The organism is Paenarthrobacter sp. NPDC056912 (genome assembly GCF_042786555.1).
Lineage (GTDB): Bacteria > Actinomycetota > Actinomycetes > Actinomycetales > Micrococcaceae > Arthrobacter.
Window position 1 is genome coordinate 60,232 of sequence record NZ_JBHUCD010000015.1, and the last position, 18,867, is coordinate 79,098.

Annotated in this window: 14 protein-coding genes; 3 read left to right on the forward strand and 11 right to left on the reverse strand. The window is 64.0% G+C overall.

Annotated features, from left to right (window positions below; genetic code table 11):
- Nucleotides 1-6: 6 nt before the first annotated feature.
- From tsaD to ACFRJ9_RS16480, 6 genes are all read right to left on the reverse strand, one after another.
- Nucleotides 7-1,134 carry a tRNA (adenosine(37)-N6)-threonylcarbamoyltransferase complex transferase subunit TsaD gene (gene tsaD / locus ACFRJ9_RS16455; RefSeq protein ID WP_377670028.1) on the reverse strand — a complete coding sequence of 376 codons (1,128 nt, stop codon included), beginning with the start codon at nt 1,132-1,134 and terminating at the stop codon, nt 7-9.
- Nucleotides 1,131-1,634, reverse strand: coding sequence for a ribosomal protein S18-alanine N-acetyltransferase (gene rimI, locus ACFRJ9_RS16460; RefSeq protein WP_377670030.1), 504 nt, complete (start codon nt 1,632-1,634; stop codon nt 1,131-1,133). Before rimI ends, tsaD begins: the two co-directional genes overlap by 4 nt.
- A gap of 13 nt (nt 1,635-1,647) precedes the next feature.
- Nucleotides 1,648-2,319 carry a tRNA (adenosine(37)-N6)-threonylcarbamoyltransferase complex dimerization subunit type 1 TsaB gene (gene tsaB / locus ACFRJ9_RS16465; protein WP_377670033.1) on the reverse strand — a complete coding sequence of 224 codons (672 nt, stop codon included), beginning with the start codon at nt 2,317-2,319 and terminating at the stop codon, nt 1,648-1,650.
- Nucleotides 2,319-2,900 (reverse strand): tRNA (adenosine(37)-N6)-threonylcarbamoyltransferase complex ATPase subunit type 1 TsaE, encoded by a 582-nt coding sequence (tsaE, locus tag ACFRJ9_RS16470; protein WP_377670036.1) that lies wholly within the window; start codon nt 2,898-2,900, stop codon nt 2,319-2,321. The genes tsaB and tsaE overlap by 1 nt, the downstream gene beginning before the upstream one ends.
- Complete coding sequence (alr, locus tag ACFRJ9_RS16475; RefSeq protein WP_377670038.1) at nt 2,897-4,138, reverse strand: alanine racemase; 1,242 nt, start codon at nt 4,136-4,138, stop codon at nt 2,897-2,899. The genes tsaE and alr overlap by 4 nt, the downstream gene beginning before the upstream one ends.
- Nucleotides 4,139-4,217: 79 nt before the next feature.
- Nucleotides 4,218-5,312: a carbohydrate kinase family protein gene (locus ACFRJ9_RS16480; protein ID WP_377670040.1), complete on the reverse strand. Its 1,095-nt coding sequence runs from the start codon at nt 5,310-5,312 to the stop codon at nt 4,218-4,220.
- Nucleotides 5,313-5,358: 46 nt separating this feature from the next.
- On the opposite strand from ACFRJ9_RS16480, the gene ACFRJ9_RS16485 reads away from it, so the two are divergent.
- The 3 genes from ACFRJ9_RS16485 to ACFRJ9_RS16495 all read left to right on the forward strand — a co-directional run bounded on the left by ACFRJ9_RS16485 (nt 5,359) and on the right by ACFRJ9_RS16495 (nt 9,910).
- Nucleotides 5,359-6,744, forward strand: a complete 1,386-nt coding sequence (locus ACFRJ9_RS16485) for a 6-phospho-beta-glucosidase (RefSeq protein ID WP_377670042.1) — start codon at nt 5,359-5,361, stop codon at nt 6,742-6,744.
- Between the two features lie 142 nt (nt 6,745-6,886).
- On the forward strand, nt 6,887-8,131 hold the full coding sequence (mshA, locus tag ACFRJ9_RS16490; RefSeq protein ID WP_377670045.1) for a D-inositol-3-phosphate glycosyltransferase: 1,245 nt from the start codon (nt 6,887-6,889) through the stop codon (nt 8,129-8,131).
- Between the two features lie 90 nt (nt 8,132-8,221).
- On the forward strand, nt 8,222-9,910 hold the full coding sequence (locus ACFRJ9_RS16495) for a formate--tetrahydrofolate ligase (protein WP_377670047.1): 1,689 nt from the start codon (nt 8,222-8,224) through the stop codon (nt 9,908-9,910).
- Between the two features lie 160 nt (nt 9,911-10,070).
- Here ACFRJ9_RS16495 and ACFRJ9_RS16500 read toward each other — a convergent pair whose 3' ends face one another.
- The 5 genes from ACFRJ9_RS16500 to glgX all read right to left on the reverse strand — a co-directional run bounded on the left by ACFRJ9_RS16500 (nt 10,071) and on the right by glgX (nt 18,862).
- Entirely contained in the window at nt 10,071-11,156 is a 1,086-nt protein-coding gene (locus ACFRJ9_RS16500) for an inositol-3-phosphate synthase (RefSeq protein WP_377670049.1), read from the reverse strand.
- Nucleotides 11,157-11,326: 170 nt separating this feature from the next.
- Entirely contained in the window at nt 11,327-12,364 is a 1,038-nt protein-coding gene (mgrA, locus tag ACFRJ9_RS16505) for an L-glyceraldehyde 3-phosphate reductase (protein WP_377670051.1), read from the reverse strand.
- Between the two features lie 81 nt (nt 12,365-12,445).
- Nucleotides 12,446-14,218 (reverse strand): malto-oligosyltrehalose trehalohydrolase, encoded by a 1,773-nt coding sequence (gene treZ / locus ACFRJ9_RS16510; protein WP_377670158.1) that lies wholly within the window; start codon nt 14,216-14,218, stop codon nt 12,446-12,448.
- Nucleotides 14,219-14,276: 58 nt separating this feature from the next.
- Entirely contained in the window at nt 14,277-16,589 is a 2,313-nt protein-coding gene (treY, locus tag ACFRJ9_RS16515; protein WP_377670052.1) for a malto-oligosyltrehalose synthase, read from the reverse strand.
- Nucleotides 16,586-18,862: a glycogen debranching protein GlgX gene (glgX, locus tag ACFRJ9_RS16520; protein WP_377670055.1), complete on the reverse strand. Its 2,277-nt coding sequence runs from the start codon at nt 18,860-18,862 to the stop codon at nt 16,586-16,588. Before glgX ends, treY begins: the two co-directional genes overlap by 4 nt.
- Nucleotides 18,863-18,867: the final 5 nt, after the last annotated feature.

The window sequence follows — 18,867 nt, forward strand, 5'->3', positions numbered from 1 at the left end:
ACCCGCCTAGGCGGGCACCGACACCGTGGTGACCGGCATGGACGAATCCGGCGCGAACCCGATTCCGCTGGGACTGATCCCGGCCATGATGAGTTGGGCTCCCAAGGCAGCAACCATGGCACCGTTGTCCGTGCAGAGGTCCAGTGGCGGAACGTGAAGCTTGATACCGGCCGATGCACACCGCTGGCCCGTCAATTCGCGCAGCCGTGAGTTGGCGGCGACGCCACCGCCCAGAAGCACCTCTGTGATCCCGTTTTCCTTGCAGGCCAGCACGGCCTTGGAACTGATGACATCCACCACGGCCTCCTGGAACGCTGCGGCAATGTCGGCCACGGGTACCTCTTCGCCGCGCGCCTCGAACTGCTCCACGCATCTGGCTACGGCTGTCTTCAACCCGCTGAAGGACCAGTCATAGCGGTGCGGGCCCTTCTCCTCGGCAGTTCCCATGTACTTGGGCTGGGTGAGTCCGCGCGGGAAACGAATGGACTTCGGATTACCCTGCCGCGCAAGTTTGTCGATGGCCGGGCCACCGGGGTAGCCAAGGCCCAGGATGCGGGCAACTTTGTCGTACGCCTCGCCTGCGGCGTCGTCGATGGTTGAGCCAAGGAGTTCGACGTCGTCCGTGATGCTCCGGATTCGCAGGATTTCCGTGTGGCCGCCCGATACCAACAAAGCTCCGAGATTCTCCGGCAACTTCCCGGCACCCAAGCCGGCGGCAGCAACGGCGTCGGGCCTTCCATCCAGCAGCCCCACACCAACATGCGCCACCAAGTGGTTGATCGCATAAAGCGGCTTGCCCGTGGCAACCGCCAGTGCCTTCGCGGCACAGACGCCCACCATAAGCGCACCGGCAAGGCCCGGGCCCGAAGTCACTGCGATGGCGTCAATGTCCTCCAGGGTCACGCCGGCCTCATGGAGCGACTCCTGGAGTGTTGGCACAAAAGCGTCCAAGTGGGCCCGCGAGGCGATCTCGGGAATCACGCCGCCAAAGCGGACATGCTCATCCATGGAGGAGGACACCGTGTTGGTGAGCAACGTGGTTCCCCGAACGATTCCCACACCTGTCTCGTCGCAGGACGACTCGATGCCCAGCACCAGCGGCTGCTTCGGCTGTACTTGGTTCGGTCCGCTCACGCTGTTGTTCCTTCGTGGGAGTGTGGATTGTTCAATGGCAGCCGCATGATCAAGGCGTCGGTGCCGTCACGGTAATAGCGGGGACGGACGTGGATCTGTTCGAATCCGAAGCGTAAGTACAGCTGCTGGGCCCGGGGGTTGTCCGCCCGGACCTCCAACAGGACGTCCGCGGCACGGCGTCGCCGCGCTTCGTCAATCAGTTCGGTCAGGACGGCGGAACCGATTCCCTTGCCCTCGAATTCAGGCACGACGGCGATCGTCTGTACGTCCGCGATCGGCTCGATACACATCAGGCCCGCATAAGCGACGATTTCGCCGGCAACTTCAGCCACGACGTAGCGCCGGGTTTCAGGCTGTGCGAGCTCATCGAAGAACATCTGCAGGGGCCAGGCGTCCACGGGGAACAACCGACGCTCCAATGCTTCCACCACCGGGACGTCAGCCTCGGTCATGTCGCGCAGGGAAACCCCCGCAAGTTCCAGCTTCGGGGAGAGCTTCACGGTTTCGTTCCCATCAGAGTGCACGCTTCCTGGGCCCGGGCACTTGAGCGTCCGATTCCCGCAAGTACAGGGGTGTGGAGTCCAGCAGTTCCCGCCCTGCAGTGAGGCGGGCAAGGGCAAACTGGCCCAGGGACGCGGCGTCGGGTTGAGTCCGGGCAAAGTCCTCATCGGCGCGAAGAACGTCCGCATAGAGGCCCGCACCCGCACCGAAAACCGGAAGGTCCGGCAGGCCCGAGGCGAAACCAACGTGGGGGCCGTCCGCGAGTTCCGGAAGTTGTCCGTCCGCCAACGTATACCGAGCCCAGTAAACCTCCTTGCGGCGGGCGTCCGTGGCCACGAGGAACTCAGGAACCGCCGCCGTGGATTCTGCTACCTCAAGGGCAATGGCGTCCAGGCTCATCAGCCCGTACAGGGGCTTGTTCCAGACGAAAGCCAAGGTCCGCGCCGTAGCGATCCCGGAGCGGAGGCCAGTGAAGGGACCCGGCCCCACGCCGGTCACGATCGCATCGACGTCGGCTCCGGTGACGCCCGCCCCGGCCAGGAGCTTCTCAATTCCCGGGGCAAGGACCTCAGCATGGCTGCGGGTGTCCTCGGTGGCAAATGAGTCCAGCACACCCTCTATCGCGACATCGGAAATCAGTGCCGCGCTGGCAACGGCGGAGGTATCTATGGCCAGGATCAGCATCAGTTGCCTCCCTCTGAGGACGTAGTGGTTTCCAAGAGCCGCGGAGCCTCGGCCCAGCGAGGACCGAAGCCACGGAAGACAATGGTGCGCGGCTCGTCGTCGTCATCGGTATCGAAGTCGAGGACACCCGTCCCGGTTGCGGGCAGTGCGCCTCCGCCACCAACGGACCTGTGCAGTTCGACTTCCAGACGACTGTCCGAAAGATGCTCCACGCGGTCCCGTCCCCACTCCACCACTGTGACCGCGGTGTCCATGGTGTTCTCAAGGTCGATGTCGTCGATCTCGGCGGCCGATTCCAACCGGTAGGCGTCCACATGGACCAGGTCAGGACCACCCGGCCTGGGACCGTCCTGCAGGTTGGGGTGGATCCGCACCAGGACAAACGTGGGTGAGATGATGCCGGTGCGCACGCCCAGGCCCTCCCCGAGCCCCTGGGTGAATGTCGTCTTGCCCGCACCCAATTCGCCGGTCAGGACCAGGAGGTCCCCTGCCTCAAGCACCCCGCCGACTGCTGCTGCGAGCGCGTGCGTCTGCTCCGCCGTCGTGACCGTCAGAGTGCGCTCCCACTGTGGTTCGCTCACAGCGCTGCCGTGTGGGCCACCGTGTGGACCTCGCCCTGAACGGGCCGTTCGTTGACATAGCTCCGGGGCACGCGGGGGCTGATGCGGGTGACGATTTCGTAGTTGTTGGTGCCCGCTGCGGCAGCCCAGTCATCGGCCGTGGGTCCGTTGTCCGCTCCGTTGCCGAACAAGACGGCTTCGGCCCCCTTGAACGCGCTTGCCTCGTCCGGTGTCAATGGTCCGAGGTCGATGACCATCTGGTCCATCGCGATCCTGCCCACCACCGGGTAAGTGACGCCGTTGACCCGGACCGGGCCTCCTGTTCCGATCCGTGGGACGCCGTCCGCGTAGCCCAAAGGCACCAGGCCCAGCGTACTTTCCCCGCTGGTCACATAGTTGAGTCCGTAAGAGACGCCTTGGCCTTCCGGTACCTTTTTGCAGTTGGACAGGAGCGTGCGGACTGTCATGGCCGGATGGAGGCCGAGTTCCGCGGACGTGGCGCCTTCAAAGGGCGACAAACCGTAGACCCCCAGGCCCACGCGGACCAGGTCGAAGTGCGAATCAGGCCGGGACAATGTGGCCGGGGTGTTGGCAATGTGCCGCACCTCGGTGTCCACGCCTGCGTCTTCAGCCATGGCGATTGCCTCACGGAAAACGGCGAGTTGTTGGTCCGTTTCCGGACGGTGCGGCTCATCGGCCACCGCGAGGTGGGAAAAAATGCCCACGACTCGCAGAAGGCCCTGGTCCTGGTATTCCATGGCTTGGCCCACCAGCTGATCCCAGTCCGCGATGGTGCAGCCGTTACGGCCAAGGCCTGTGTCCACCTTCAGGTGCACCCGGGCGGGGCGCTCCTGTTCGCGGGCGGCAGCGACCACGGCGTCCAGTTCCCAGCCCGAAATTCCGACGTCGATGCCGGCGGCGACTGCCGCCTGGAAGTTGCTCTCACGGGTGTGCAGCCATGCCAGCAGCGGGGCGTCGACACCCGCGGCGCGCAAGGCGAGTGCCTCGGAAATGTGCGCCACACCGAGCCAGGCGGCTCCGGCGTCGAGGGCTGCACGGGCCACCTGCACGGCGCCGTGGCCGTAGGCGTCGGCCTTCACGACCGCCATGACGGCAGCCGGGGACGCGATCGCGACGAACTGACGAACGTTGTGCCGAACGGCTTCGAGGTCAACCACGGCGGAACGTTCAAGAACCGCCGACCTTGCTATGGAGTCCTTGGACCCGATCCCGATATCTGCAGCTGCTTCGTAAGTCACCCTAGAGATTCTAGTGCCGTCGGTGAAGTCGGGTTAATTGCGGACGGACCGGGGCCGCCCATGGATATTGTGCGCACGGCTATTGCGCGTCCGACAAATGCGCGATGGTTGCCCGGGCCCGGCGTTGTGCTTCGGCAGGGATGTCCTTCACGATTGGTTCAAGGAAGGCGAAGCGCCGCAACCACTGGCTTGATTGGCGCTCCTTCCGCGCATTCGCCCGCTGCCACCAGTCGGCGATGTCACCCCAGCCCGGGGCGGCCAGTGAGCCACCGACTTCCTGGACGGCCAGCGAGGCGCACAGGTTCGCAAACCGAAGCCGGTCCCCCAACCTCCACCCCGCCAGGCTGCCCACGATGAAGGCTGCACCAAAGCAGTCACCGGCGCCGGTGGGATCGTAGGCGGACACTGGCAGGGAGGGCACCCACTCTTCCTCTCCCGTTTCCGAATCCACGGCTACGGCGCCCTGGGCACCAAGTGTCACCACGGCCACGGGAACACGGTCTGCCAGCGCATACAGGGCAGCCCACGGATCAGCCTTGCCGGTGAACGCCATGGCTTCGGGGGCGTTGGGCAGGAAAGCATGGAAATTCTCCAACTGGTTCAGCCGGCGTTCGGACCACTCACCGCTGGGATCCCAACCAACCACGCCGAAAAGTTTGGTGCCCGCCGCCTTGGCCGCGAGCATCCAGGGCTCCAGTTCCTCGCCCAGGTCCGCGACGGCGGCGAGGGCCCGGGGTGGCTGCCCGATCAGCTCGGAGGAACTGATCGGGGCGGGGTGCCCGTGGGTCACCATGGAACGGTCCTGATTGACGCACATGGACACCGTGACCGGTGAGTGCCAGCCCGGCACCCTTCGGGACAGGGAGAGGTCCACGTGCTCCTGGCTCTCCAGGATCTGCCAGTTGTAGTCGCCGTAGCCATCGTCCCCGAAGGTTGCGGCGAGGTTGGTCCGCAAGCCGAGCCGGGCTGCAGCGATCGCCTGGTTGGCCACTCCCCCCGGGCAGCTGCCCATTCCCTCGCTCCAGACTTCAGTACCGGGTTCGGGCGAGTGCGGCAGGCCTGTGAAGATAATGTCCTGGAAAACCGTTCCAGTTAGAAGCAAGTCGCAGTGGTTGTTCCCGTCCGTCCGGAGGGCAGCAAGGGGATCAAATCGTCGCTGGGGCATAGCGTCCATGCACGGCACACTACGCTGCACCCTCGGGGCTGCATAGACTCACACCATGCGGCTCATGATCGCCGGAGGCGGCGGATTCCGGGTTCCCCTTGTGTACCGGGCTTTATGCTCGGGCCCCTTCGCCGGGCTGGTGGGCGAAGTCGTCCTCTACGACGTCGATGCCTTTCGCCTGGCCGCCATTGAGGCTGTGCTTCGGGACATGCCCGGAACGCACAGCCCACGTCCCGTCGTGGTGGTTTCCACCGACCTGGGCCAAGCACTCAGAGGAACCGACATGGTCTTCGCTGCAATCCGTCCGGGCGGGACAGCCGGACGGGTAGCGGACGAGCGCGTCGCCCTTGAGCTTGGACTGCTGGGCCAGGAAACCACTGGCGCCGGCGGGATCTCCTACGCGTTGCGTTCCATCCCCCGCATGCTGGAGCTTGCCGAGGCCATGCGGATCCATTGCCCGGATGCCTGGCTCATCAATTTCACGAACCCTGCAGGTATGGTCACCGAGGCCCTGGCGCCTCTCCTGGGCCGCCGGGTGATCGGCATCTGCGATTCCGCAGGCGGCCTGGTGCACCGGGCGGCCCGCGCTGCCGGGGCGCCACTGGAGGAAGGAAAGCTCGACGGCGTGGGCTACTTCGGGTTGAACCACCTCGGCTGGCTCTACCGGCTGGCTCCCGAAGGCCCCGATCTGTTGCCCAAGCTCCTCTCCGATCACGCAGCACTGGAAACCATCGAAGAGGGACGGCTGTTCGGCCAGCACACCCTGCAGTTGCTGGGCTGCCTGCCCAACGAATACTTGTATTACTACTACCAAACCGACCACGCCACGGCAGCCATCCGGAGCCAGCGGGAAACCCGTGGCGCCACCATCCACGGCCAGCAAAGCTCGCTCTACCCGTCACTGGCCAAAGCCCATGATGCCTACAGGCTTTGGGACTCAGCCCGCCGTTCACGGGAAGAAGGCTATCTGGCCGAGGCACGCAAACACGGTGAACAGCGGGATGAAGACGACCTCGCCGGCGGCGGATATGAGCGGGTGGCTCTCTCCGTCATGCGGGCCCTGTCAGGCGGCGGGACAGCCCGGTTGATCCTGAACGTGCCCAACGCACCCGTGGCGGGATCCACTTCCGACGCAGTCACCGACGCGGAAGTGGCGGTTCCCGGGCTGCCGGCGGACGCCGTCGTCGAAGTTCCTTGCGAGGTAACGCCCGACGGCGCGCTGCCGCTTGCCCAGGAACGGCCCGGCGGGCAGTTTCTCACTTTGATGCAGCACATCAAGGAAGTGGAGCGGCTGACGATACGAGCTGTCCGCGACGGCGAGCGCGGGGCGGCCCTCCAAGCGTTCGCGGCGCATCCCCTGGTGGGTTCGGCGCCATTGGCAGCTCAACTGCTTGAGGGGTACGAGAAAGCCTTCCCGGACTTGGCGCAGCTCTGGACCTGATAGCCGGTCCAAACGTCCGGTCCACCACATGCGGGCCGACGTACCAGCGCCCACGCCAGCGGCCATGGAGTCCGGGCATGCAGGAGTAGTGTTTTCCGCAGGGCAAAGATGGTTTTGCTGTGGGAGTACAGGAGGAAATGCGGTGCCGTTGATTCGTCGGGTGGCGTTCCTGTCCCTGCACACCTCCCCCATGGAACAGCCCGGCGCCGGGGACGCTGGCGGAATGAACGTCTATGTTCGGGCGCTGGCCATGGCCCTGGCGGATTCCGGCGTCGAGGTGGAGATCTTCACGCGTTCCACCAAAGCCGGCCAGCCCGCCGTCGAGCACCCTGGTCCCGGCGTCTGCGTTCACAACGTCATGGCGGGACCGCGCCGCAAGCTGCCCAAGGAAGAACTACCGGCACTCCTGCACCAGATGGTGGAGGAAATCGACAGGATCCGCCAACGCCAACTCCACGGCCGCTACGACGCCATCCATTCGCACTACTGGGTATCCGGGGTGGCCGGGCTGGAACTGTCCGGGCTTTGGGGCGTTCCGCTGATACACACCATGCACACCATGGCCAAGGTCAAGAACCTCGTGCTCCAGTCCGGCGAACGGCCCGAACCCCGTCGCCGCGAAGACGGCGAGCAACGGATCGTCGATGGTGCCGAGCGCTTGGTGGCCAATACCCCTGCCGAGGCAGAGGAACTCGTTTCCCACTATGGAGCCGATATCGACCGCATCGATGTCGCGCCGCCCGGAGTGGACTTGAAAGTCTTCACACCCTCGTTCAGGAGGAAGTCGCGTGCCCAGCGCGATGTGCGGCCGGACAGCTTCCATATTCTGTTCGCCGGCAGGATCCAGCGGCTCAAAGGCCCGCAGGTCTTCGTCCAAGCCGCCGGGATCCTGCGGAAGCGCCGGCCGGACATCGATCTGGAGATGACCATCCTGGGATCACTCAGCGGGGCCAAGGACTTCAACCTGCAGCACATCATCGAAGACGCAGGACTGGACGACGTCGTCACCCACCGGCCGCCAGTGGTTGCACCTGAGCTGGCTGGTTGGTTCCGCTCCGCCGACGTCGTCGTGATGCCATCCTTCAGCGAGTCGTTCGGCTTGGTGGCTTTGGAAGCACAGGCGTGCGGTACTCCCGTAGTGGCAACGAATGTGGGTGGTCTTTCCCGCGCCATTTCCGATGGACGGACGGGCATCCTGGTGGACGGCCATAACCCCTCGGACTGGGCGGATGCCCTTGAAGATCTGTACGACGACGTCCAGACGCGCGAAGACATGGGCCGACTTGCGGCAACCCACGCCGAGTCCTTCGGATGGCAGCGTACGGCTGCGATCACCTTGGAAAGCTACCGTGAAGCCGTCGGTGGCCTGTTGGTCCCCCGGCGCTGAGCCCTTCCACGCTTCCCGTCGCGTGCCTGATAGATTGTCGCGCACAGCGTAAGCACGCCAGAAGCGCAAACACTGAGCCGAAGGACAACGATGTCTGAAAACAAGGTCCAGACCGATCTTGAAATCGCCCACAACGCCACCATCCTGCCCATCGAGGAGATCGCCCGGCGGGCCGGCATCACAGCTGATGCGCTGGAGCTGTACGGGCCGTACAAAGCCAAGATCAACCCGGCCAAGCTCGTGCTCCCCGACGCCAAGCCCGCAGGCAAGGTGGTCCTCGTCTCCGCCATGTCCCCCACACCCGCCGGGGAGGGCAAGTCCACCACCACAGTGGGACTTGCAGACTCCCTCGCCCGCGCCGGACACAAAGTGATGATCGCCCTCCGCGAGCCCTCCTTGGGGCCCATCCTCGGCATGAAGGGCGGTGCAACGGGAGGCGGCTACTCCCAGGTGCTGCCCATGGACGACATCAACCTGCACTTCACGGGGGACTTCCATGCCGTGACGTCGGCCAACAACGCCCTCATGGCCTTGGTCGACAACCATATTTTTCAAGGCAACCAGCTGGGTATTGATCCGCGCCGGATGACCTTCAAGCGCGTACTGGACATGAATGACCGTTCACTGCGGGAAGTGGTCATCGGACTCGGCGGCCCCGCGCAAGGCGTGCCCCGGCAGGACGGATTCGACATCACCGTTGCCTCCGAAATCATGGCGGTCTTCTGTCTCGCCAGCGATCTTACGGACCTCCGCTCCCGGTTGGGCAGGATCACCTTCGGGTACACCTACGATCGCGTGCCAGTCACTGTTGCTGACCTCGGCGTTGAGGGTGCACTCACCCTGCTGCTCAAGGACGCCATCAAGCCGAACCTTGTCCAGACCATCGCAGGTACTCCCGCGCTGGTCCACGGCGGTCCGTTCGCGAACATTGCCCACGGATGCAATTCGCTGATCGCCACCAGGACAGCCATGCAGCTGGCAGACATCGTGGTCACCGAGGCGGGTTTCGGAGCGGACCTGGGTGCCGAAAAGTACATGGACATCAAGGCGCGGGTCGCTGACGTGGCGCCATCGGCCGTCGTCGTTGTCGCGACCATCCGCGCGCTCAAGATGCAGGGCGGCGTGCCCAAGGACCAGCTCCGCGAGCCCAATGTCGAGGCGCTGGCGGCCGGCGTCGAGAACCTGAAGCGACACCTCGGGAACGTGGCCAAGTTCGGCATCTCCCCCGTTGTCGCCATCAACAAGTTCGCTACGGACACGGCGGAGGAACTTGAGTGGCTGCTCGCCTGGTGTGCCGCAGAAGGTGTCCAGGCCGCCGTCGCTGATGTCTGGGGCCGGGGAGGCGGCGGCGATGGAGGGGACGAGCTCGCGGCCAAAGTGGCTGCTGCACTGGAGGCGCCGCCGAATTTCCATCACCTGTACCCCCTTGAACTCAGTGTGGAGGACAAGATTCAAACGATTGTCCAGGAGATCTACGGTGCCGACGGCGTCGAGTTTTCGGTTCCCGCCCTCAAACGGCTCGCAGAGATCGAAAAGAACGGATGGAGCGGGCTCCCCGTCTGCATGGCCAAGACGCAGTACTCGTTCACCGATGATGCCTCCAAGCTGGGCGCGCCCAAGGGATTCAGGGTGCACGTCCGCGAGCTCATCCCCAAGACCGGGGCAGGTTTCATTGTGGCGCTGACCGGGGCGGTCATGACCATGCCGGGCCTGCCCAAGGAGCCTGCGGCGATGCGCATGGACGTCGACGACGACGGCCGCCCGACCGGTCTCTTCTAACGCTCACTCACATCCCACCGCCAAAAACCCGCCCCTCTCTCACTCTCTTGAACGAAGTGAGAGAGGGAAGCGACTAAAGCGACGGGAAGTGATAGAGCGTCGGGGAACGACGGACGCCCTCCCACCGGGGTGGAAGGGCGTCCGTAGACAGTGTCCGGCTTTAGCGCTCGATGTCGCCGCGGATGAAGGCCTCGACCTTGTCGCGGGCGAGGTCGTCGTTGAACTGCTCCGGCGGGGACTTCATGAAGTAGCTGGAAGCGGAGAGCAGCGGGCCACCGATGCCCCGGTCCAGGCCGATCTTGGCGGCACGGATAGCGTCAATGATGACACCGGCGGAGTTCGGGGAGTCCCACACTTCGAGCTTGTACTCGAGGGACACGGGAGCGTCACCGAAGTTGCGGCCCTCGAGGCGGACGAAAGCCCACTTGCGGTCGTCGAGCCAGGCAACGTAGTCGGACGGACCAATGTGGACGTCATCGGCGTGCAGCTCAGCCTCGACGTTGGAGGTCACGGCCTGGGTCTTGGAGATCTTCTTGGACTCGAGGCGGTCGCGCTCAAGCATGTTCTTGAAGTCCATGTTGCCGCCCACGTTCAACTGGTACGTACGGTCCAGCGTAACGCCGCGGTCTTCGAAGAGCTTGGCCATGACACGGTGCGTGATGGTGGCACCGATCTGGCTCTTGATGTCATCGCCCACGATCGGGATGCCGGCTTCGGTGAACTTGTCAGCCCACTCCTTGGTTCCGGCGATGAAGACAGGCAGAGCGTTGACGAAAGCAACACCGGCGTCAATGGCGCATTGGGCGTAGAACTTGGCAGCCTTGTCCGAACCGACGGGCAGGTAGCAGACCATGACGTCCGCTTTGGCCTCGCGCAGGGCCGCGACGATGTCCACGGCTTCCTCGGGAGCTTCCACGATGGTCTCGCGGTAGTACTTCCCCAGGCCATCAAGGGTGTGGCCGCGCTGGACAGTCACGCCGGTGGCGGGGACGTCGGCGATCTTGATGGTGTTGTTTTCGCTGGCGCCGATGGCGTCGGCCAGGTCCAGTCCAACCTTCTTGCCATCGACATCGAAAGCAGCAACGAACTGGACGTCGTTGACGTGGTACTGGCCGAACTCGACGTGCATCAGACCCGGGATCGTGGCCTTGGGGTCAGCGTCGCGATAGTACTGAACTCCCTGGACCAGCGATGCGGCGCAGTTACCTACGCCGACAATGGCAACACGAATCGGATGTGAAGACACGGAACTCCTTTTGAGAACTAAACCTCAGGTGCCAGGCGCACCGCTGACTGAGTCCAGGGCACGACTGATTGGCACGGCGCCAGTTGGCGCACACTTGCATTGTAGCCAACACAAGTGGGGCCGGCTTTGTTCCCGCCCGGCCCCACTTGTTTTATGTCAGACCCGATTGGCTACTTTTGCGCCCACCGGTTGATGTCGGACTCCACCGCGAATTCATCAATCGCCGTCAGTTCTTCCGTGGTGAACGTCAGGTTGTTGATGGCGCTGAGGGTGTCCTCGAGCTGGGCCACGCTGGACGCTCCAACCAGGGCCGAGGTTACCGGTGACCCCTTCGGCTGGTCTCGCAGGATCCAGGCAATGGCCATTTGTGCCAGCGTCTGCCCGCGCCCTTCGGCGATGGCGTTGAGGCCGCGCACCCGATCCAGTTTGTCCTCGGTCAACGAGGATTCGGAGAGGAACCGCTCTTTGGCGGCGCGGGAATCTGCCGGGACTCCGTTGAGGTAGCGGTTGGTGAGCATTCCTTGGGCCAGCGGCGAGAAGGCGATGGATCCCGCCCCCACCTGGTCCAGGGCTTCGTAGAGGTTGGGCGAACCATCCTCGGTCCAACGGTTCAGCATGGAGTAGCTGGGCTGGTGGATGAGCAGGGGCGTGCCGAGTTCCTTGAGGATCCGCGCAGCTTCGATGGTCTGTTCCGGGGTGTACGAGGAAATACCGGCGTACAGTGCTTTGCCGGAACGCACGGCGTAGTCCAGTGCCCCCATCGTCTCTTCCAGCGGAGTTTCAGGGTCCGGGCGGTGGCTGTAGAAGATGTCCACGTAGTCCAGGCCCATGCGCTCCAGCGACTGGTCCAGGCTGGAGATCAGGTATTTGCGGGATCCCCATTCACCGTAGGGACCGGGCCACATGTAGTAGCCAGCCTTGGTGGAGATGACGAGTTCATCGCGGTAAGGCTTGAAGTCATCCTTCAGGTGGCGCCCGAAGTTGGTTTCGGCCGATCCGTCCGGCGGACCGTAGTTGTTGGCGAGGTCAAAGTGGTTGACGCCCAAATCGAAGGCACGGCGCAGGATGGCGCGCTGTTCGTCGAAACGCTTGTCATCGCCAAAGTTGTGCCAAAGGCCCAGGGAGATGGCGGGGAGTTTGAGTCCGCTGCGTCCAACACGGCGGTAGGGCATGGTTTCGTAGCGGTTTTCCGCGGCCGAATAAGTCATACGTTCCATCCTGCCACTGCACCAACCGGGGCGACGGCGCTGTCCGCTATGTGGGCGCCGTCACCCCGGTCTTGGCTCGCCTTAGGGCACGCGTACGACGGCGGCGCTTCCGCCGGGAAGCGTCAGCGTCCCGGCGTCGAGCGCTGCTTCGGGGTCGGTTGCCAGCAGGATGGAGCCTGCCAGCGGCGTGCCGAGTGCTTCGTCGCCGAAGTTGCAGACGACGCGTACACCGCCGCGACTCATCTGAAGCCAGTGTTCGTCGTCGTCGAACTCCACCGATGTCTCGCCAAAGCCGCCCCCGGCCAATTCCGGAGTGATTCGGCGCAGCTGTGCTAAATCCTTGTACAGCTCAAGCAATCGGGCGTGATGGCCGGACTCCGGCTCACTCCAGTCCAGCTTGGAGCGCTTGAACGTTTCGGGGTCCTGGGGATCCGGTACCACCGCAGGGTCCCAGCCCATGCGTTCGAACTCCTTGATCCGCCCCTCGGCTGTGGCTTTGCCCAACTCGGGCTCGGGGTGTGAAGTGAAGAACTGCCATGGCGTGGAGGCTCCGAACTCCTCCCCCATGAACAGCATCGGCGTGAAGGGGGACGTCATGGTCAGTACAGCGCCGATGGCCAGCTTCCCGTAGGACAGCGAGGCCGTGAGCCTGTCGCCGGTGGCACGGTTGCCGATTTGATCGTGGTTCTGGAGGCACACCACCAGCGCCGATGGATGGGCCAAGTCACGCCTGATGGGCCTGCCGTGATGCCGTCCGCGGAAACTGGAGTAGCTGCCGTCGTGGAGGAATCCATGTTCCAGGACCTTGGCCAGGACGGCGAGGGATTCGAAGTCGGAGTAGTAGCCTGTTGTCTCCCCGCTGAGGTTGACGTGCACCGCATGGTGGAAGTCGTCGCTCCATTGCCCTTCCAGCCCGTAGCCGTTGTCCTTGCGCGGATAGATGAGCCGTGGGTTGTTCAGGTCCGATTCAGCAATGAGGGTCCTGGTGATCCCGGTCTGGGCCTCAACGGCATCGGCCAAGGCGCCGAATTCCTCCAGGATGTGCACGGCCCTTTCGTCCCGGAGGGCGTGCACGGCATCAAGGCGAAGTCCGTCCACGTGGTAGTCGCGGAGCCACATCGCAGCGTTTTCCAGAATGTACCGGCGGACGTCGTCGGATCCGGGGCCATCCAGGTTCACGGAGTCGCCCCAGGTGTTGCCCTCCCCCGATTTCAGGTAGGGGCCGTACTTGGGCAGATAGTTGCCGCTGGGCCCGAGGTGGTTGTAAACGACATCCTGAATGACGCCGAGGCCCGCAGCGTGCGCTGCATCAACGAACCTCTGGTACGCCGCCGGACCCCCGTAGGGCTCGTGGACCGCGTACCAAAGAACGCCGTCGTAGCCCCAGTTGTGCACGCCGTTGAACCCGTTGACCGGCAGCAACTCAACGAAATCGATACCAAGGTCCACAAGATAGCCAAGCTTCCCGGCCGCAGCATCCAGGGTGCCTTCCGGGGTGAACGTGCCCAAGTGCAACTCGTAGATGACGGAACCCTTGAGGTTCCGCCCCCTCCACTCGGCGTCCTGCCACACATGAGCCGCAGGATCGAAGGTGGCGGACAGTTCATGCACACCGTCCGGTTGCCTTCGAGAGCGCGGATCAGGGAACGGGCCTTCCCCGTCCACGATGTAGCCGTAACGAACGCCGTCGGCTCCCTGTGCCACGACGTCAGCCGGCGCGCGCCACCAACCTGTGGCGGCGCCGTCGTGGTGTTGCTCCATGGCATACTCGTTGCCTCCGGCGAGCAGCCGCACCGAATCAGCGTTCGGCGCCCAGACGTCGAAGAGGTCTTTTCCAGCAGCGTGCTCCAGCATCATGCTCCCTGTACGTATTCAAGCGTGCGTTGCAGTGACGGTGTTGCGGATCAGGCCATCAGTCGACTGGTACCAGCAGTGCCACCGGGTACCGCTCCAGCAAGGTGGCTACCGGGACGGAACCGGCGCTGAACGTGGTCCCGGTGAGTTCGTCCCGGGACTTCACCGGCAGGTCGATTGAAGTGTCGCGCCAGCCGCCTTCCCTGGCGAGCCGCTTGGGGAGGCGCGTTCCCACAGCCACGACGCCTGCGCGGTCCGCACCGCGGTCAAAAGCGACCACGTGCCCTGCAGCTTCGCCGCGAACATCCACCGCGCGGTAGCCTCCGAACAGTTCGGGCCGGTCACGACGAAGCCTTAGCGCCCTGGACACGACCAGGAGCTTGGCGGCGTCGTCGGTGTACTCGGGCCGCTCGCCCCGATCCAACCCGGCCAGCGCCGCAATGCGGGCCTGGAAGTCCACGGGCCTGCGGTTGTCCGGATCAGTGAGCGAACCGTCCCGGAATTCGGTGCCTTGGTAGACGTCGGGCACTCCGGGCATGGCCAGTTGAATGAGCTTGGCGGACAGGGAATTGGACGTGCCGTAGGGTTCGAGTTCCGCCACGAAGTTCTCCAGTGCGGCCGCTACCTCCGGGACGTCGAAAGCGGCGTCGACGGCGGCAGCCAGCTGACGCTCGAACTCCTGGTTGGGGTCCGTCCAGTTGGTTGAGTTTCCGGCCTCGCGGGCGGCTTTGAGCGCGAACGACTGGAGCCGTCCACGTTCGGCCGGCCAGGCTCCGGCGATGGCCTGCCACACCAGGGCAGCCAGCGGACCGTCCGGGATTGGCGCCAGCTCCTGGACGGTGCCGAGGAACAGTTCCCACTCCGGTACAGCCTCTGAGATGACGGAGATACGGGCCCGGGTGTCCTCGCTGCGCTTGGTGTCGTGGGTGCTGAGCGTGGTCATGGACAGAGGCAGCTCGGCTTGACGCCTGACCATGCGCTGGTGGAACCCCTGCGGGTCCAGCGCGAACTCGGTGGGATCTGCTCCCACCTCGGTGAGGGTCCCCAAACGGCTGTAGCGGAAGAACGCAGTGTCCTCTACTCCCTTGGCCATGACCATGCCGGAGGTCTGCTGGAAACGCCGGGCCAGTTCGCCCTGGGTGTCCAGCAGATATGGCTTCAATCCGTCCAGCACCGCGTTGAGGTCCGGACGGTGATTCCCGGCCTGCCCGATGGCTTCGAGCAAGGTCTCCTGCCCATAGGGCAGATACGTCCGGTAGATCGGGAACCAGCAAATGACCTCCGCGATGGCATCAGCCGCTTTGGCCAAAGGCAACTGGGCCGCCTCGGGCACAAGGCGTGCCAGCCGCAAGATCTCCGAGCGGAGGATCCCGTCCGCAATGCGCCGCTTGGTTGCGTGGATCATGACGTGATAATCCGCCGGCTCTTCTGTTCCACGAAGACGGGCATCGAGGGAATTCAGGTAATCCTCGGCCGCCGGGTCAACGAAAAGACGGTCGACCTCGGCAAGGGCGTCGTACCCCGTGGTGCCTTCACAGTCGAAGGTTTCCGGAAGTTTCTCCCCTGGCTCCAGGATTTTCTCGACCAGGAGGTAGGCGCCGCCAGTGGCCTCCCGCAGCCTGGCAAGGTAACCCTCCGGGTCCGCCAGCCCGTCGGGGTGGTCGATCCTCAGTCCATCCACCAGTTCTTCACGGAACCAGCGCACGATTTCCTGGTGCGACTCATCAAAGACCCAAGGGATTTCGACGCGTACCCCGGCCAGCGTGTTGACTGCGAAGAAGCGGCGGTAGTTCAGCTCTGCATCTGCCCGGCGCCACCCAACCAGCTGGTAGTGCTGGCGGGCGTGGACATCCTGAGGGCTGTCTCCGGTCTTGACGGTTCCTTCGGCCACCGGAAAGCGGTGGTCGTAGTAACGCAATTCGTCGTCCACGAGTTTGAGCTGGTGGAGGTCGTCGTCACTGCCCAGTACGGGGATCCGGATCTTGCCTGCGCCGAAGTCCCAGTCGACGTCGAAGGCTTCAGCGTACTTGGACGAGCGCCCTTCCTTCAGAAGCTGCCACCACCACGCATTCTGCCCGGGCGAGGCAACACCCATGTGGTTGGGCACGATGTCCGCCAGGATGCCGAGTCCCTGCTCCCTGGCTGCGTTGGAGAGGACAGCAAGCCCTTCCGGGCCACCACGCGACGGATCCACCGTTGAGAGATCGGTGACGTCGTAGCCATGATCCGAGCCTTCCTCCGCGGAGAGGATCGGTGAGACGTAGACCCAGTCGGCTCCAAGGGCGCTCAGGTACCCGGTGAGGGCGGCGGCATCCTGGAGCGTAAAGCCCGGCCGGATCTGGAGCCGGTACGTGGAGATGGGCGTCCTCATGATTGCTCCTTCTTCGATTCCTTGGCCCCTCCGGCTGGTCCGTCCTCCTTGTAGTCGAAGGGCAGCGACGTCACTGCGGGTGCGGTGATGGACGCCGTTTCCGGGGTACTGGTTTGGGTCAATGCGGCCAGGGAAGCCGCCACGGAGTGATCCGGCTCGATCTCCGGGGTGCTGTGTGCACGCAGGACAACAAGCGACTTGCCGCCCACCATAAGGATCTGGTCAGGCTTGATGACGCCTGCCTCTGCGCCCTCGCCTCCGGTGTCTATCATGACGTCCCAGGCCGGTGCGTACTCGTCGGATGGAATCCGGAACCCTACCTCGGCCTGGTCGGCGTTGAAGTAGAGCAGGAAATTGACATCGGTAATGCGCCGGCCCTGGTTGTCACGGCCGTGGATGCCGTCGCCGTTCAGGAACACGCCCACGGAGCGGCCCAGGGCTTCATCCCAATCCGAGGGGCTCATGGTACTTGCGTCGGCGTCCAGCCATACGATGTCCGGCAGTCGTTCGCCTTCACCGCGGAGCACCGGGCGTCCGTCAAAGAATCGGCTGCGACGCAGGCTGGGGTGCTTTGCGCGGAGGGCGCTCACCGCAGCCGTGAACTCCACCAGCGGTTGATCTACGTTCTCCCAGTTGATCCACGTCAGCTCGGAGTCCTGGCAGTATCCGTTGTTGTTGCCGTTCTGCGTCCTGCCGAGCTCGTCGCCATGGAGGAGCATGGGAACGCCTTGCGACAGGAACAGGGAAGCAATGAAGTTCCGCTGCTGCCGCGCCCGCAGACCGAGGATTGTGGGATCGTCCGTGGGTCCTTCCGCGCCGCAGTTCCATGAACGGTTGTGGGATTCACCGTCATTGTTGTCTTCACCGTTGGCGTCGTTGTGTTTCTCGTTGTACGAGACGAGGTCCGCCAGGGTGAAGCCATCGTGGGCGGTGACGAAGTTGATCGATGCCACTGGCCTGCGGCCGGAGTGCTCGTAGAGGTCGGCCGAGCCGGTCAACCGCGACGCAAATTCGCCCAAAGTGGATGGTTCGCCGCGCCAGAAGTCGCGGACAGTATCCCGGTACTGGCCATTCCATTCTGTCCACTGCGGAGGGAAGTTGCCCACCTGGTAACCGCCGGGACCAACGTCCCACGGCTCGGCAATGAGCTTCACTTGGGATACCACGGGGTCCTGCTGGATGAGTTCGAAGAAGGTGGACAGCTTGTCGACGTCGTAGAACTCGCGGGCCAGCGTGGAGGCGAGGTCGAACCGGAACCCGTCAACGTGCATTTCGGTCACCCAGTACCGCAAGGAATCCATGAGCAGCTGGAGCGAGTGCGGGCTGCGGACGTTCAGCGAGTTGCCCGTGCCGGTGTAGTCCATGTAGTACTTCTGGTCGTCTTCCACCAGCCGGTAGTAGGCGGAGTTGTCGATTCCCTTGAAGGACAGCGTGGGGCCAAGGTGGTTGCCTTCGGCCGTGTGGTTGTAGACGACGTCCAGGATGACTTCGATCCCCGCGGTGTGCAGTGCACGCACCATGGCCTTGAAGTCCTGGACCTGCTGGCCGGTATCACCCTTGGAGCTGTAGCTGTTGTGGGGCGCGAAGAAGCCGATGGTGTTGTAGCCCCAGTAATTGTTGAGGCCCTTGTCCTGCAGGATGCCATCGTTGATGAACTGATGCACCGGCATGAGTTCAATGGCCGTAATGCCGAGCTTTTGCAGATGCGAGATCACTGCGGGGTGGGCGACACCGGCATAGGTGCCACGCTGTTCCTCGGGAATCTCCGGGTGCATCTGGGTCAGGCCCTTGACGTGGGCCTCGTAGATCACCGACTTGTGATATGGAATCCGCAGGAGTTTGTCGCCATCCCAGTCGAAGAAGGGATTGATGACGACGCCCAACATCATGTGGGGAGCCGAGTCCTCATCATTGCGGGAATCCGGGTCGCCCAGGTTGTACGAGAACAGGGCGGGATCCCAGTCGATCTGCCGGTGGATGGCCTTGACGTAAGGGTCCAGCAACAGTTTGTTGGCGTTGAACCGTTGACCCGAGTCGGGATCGTAGGGCCCGTGCACCCGGTAACCGTACTTCTGCCCAGGCTGGACCTGGGGCAGGTAACAGTGCCACACATAGCCGTCAACCTCGGTGACATCAACGCGGACTTCCCCGCCGTCGTCATCGAAGAGGCACAATTCCACTTTCTCGGCTTTCTCGCTGAACAGCGCGAAGTTGGTGCCGGTGCCGTCAAAGGTGGCTCCGAGCGGATAAGCCGATCCAGGCCAGACTTCCATGCGTT

Coding starts and splice junctions, on each gene's coding strand:
- ACFRJ9_RS16495 (WP_377670047.1), top strand. CDS start 8,222: ATGTCTGAAAACAAGGTCCAGACCGATCTTGAAATCGCCCACAACGCC.
- glgX (WP_377670055.1), bottom strand. CDS start 18,862: ATGGAAGTCTGGCCTGGATCGGCTTATCCGCTCGGAGCCACCTTTGAC.
- ACFRJ9_RS16485 (WP_377670042.1), top strand. CDS start 5,359: ATGCGGCTCATGATCGCCGGAGGCGGCGGATTCCGGGTTCCCCTTGTG.
- ACFRJ9_RS16480 (WP_377670040.1), bottom strand. CDS start 5,312: ATGGACGCTATGCCCCAGCGACGATTTGATCCCCTTGCTGCCCTCCGG.
- mgrA (WP_377670051.1), bottom strand. CDS start 12,364: ATGACTTATTCGGCCGCGGAAAACCGCTACGAAACCATGCCCTACCGC.
- treY (WP_377670052.1), bottom strand. CDS start 16,589: ATGAGGACGCCCATCTCCACGTACCGGCTCCAGATCCGGCCGGGCTTT.
- treZ (WP_377670158.1), bottom strand. CDS start 14,218: ATGCTGGAGCACGCTGCTGGAAAAGACCTCTTCGACGTCTGGGCGCCG.
- tsaB (WP_377670033.1), bottom strand. CDS start 2,319: ATGCTGATCCTGGCCATAGATACCTCCGCCGTTGCCAGCGCGGCACTG.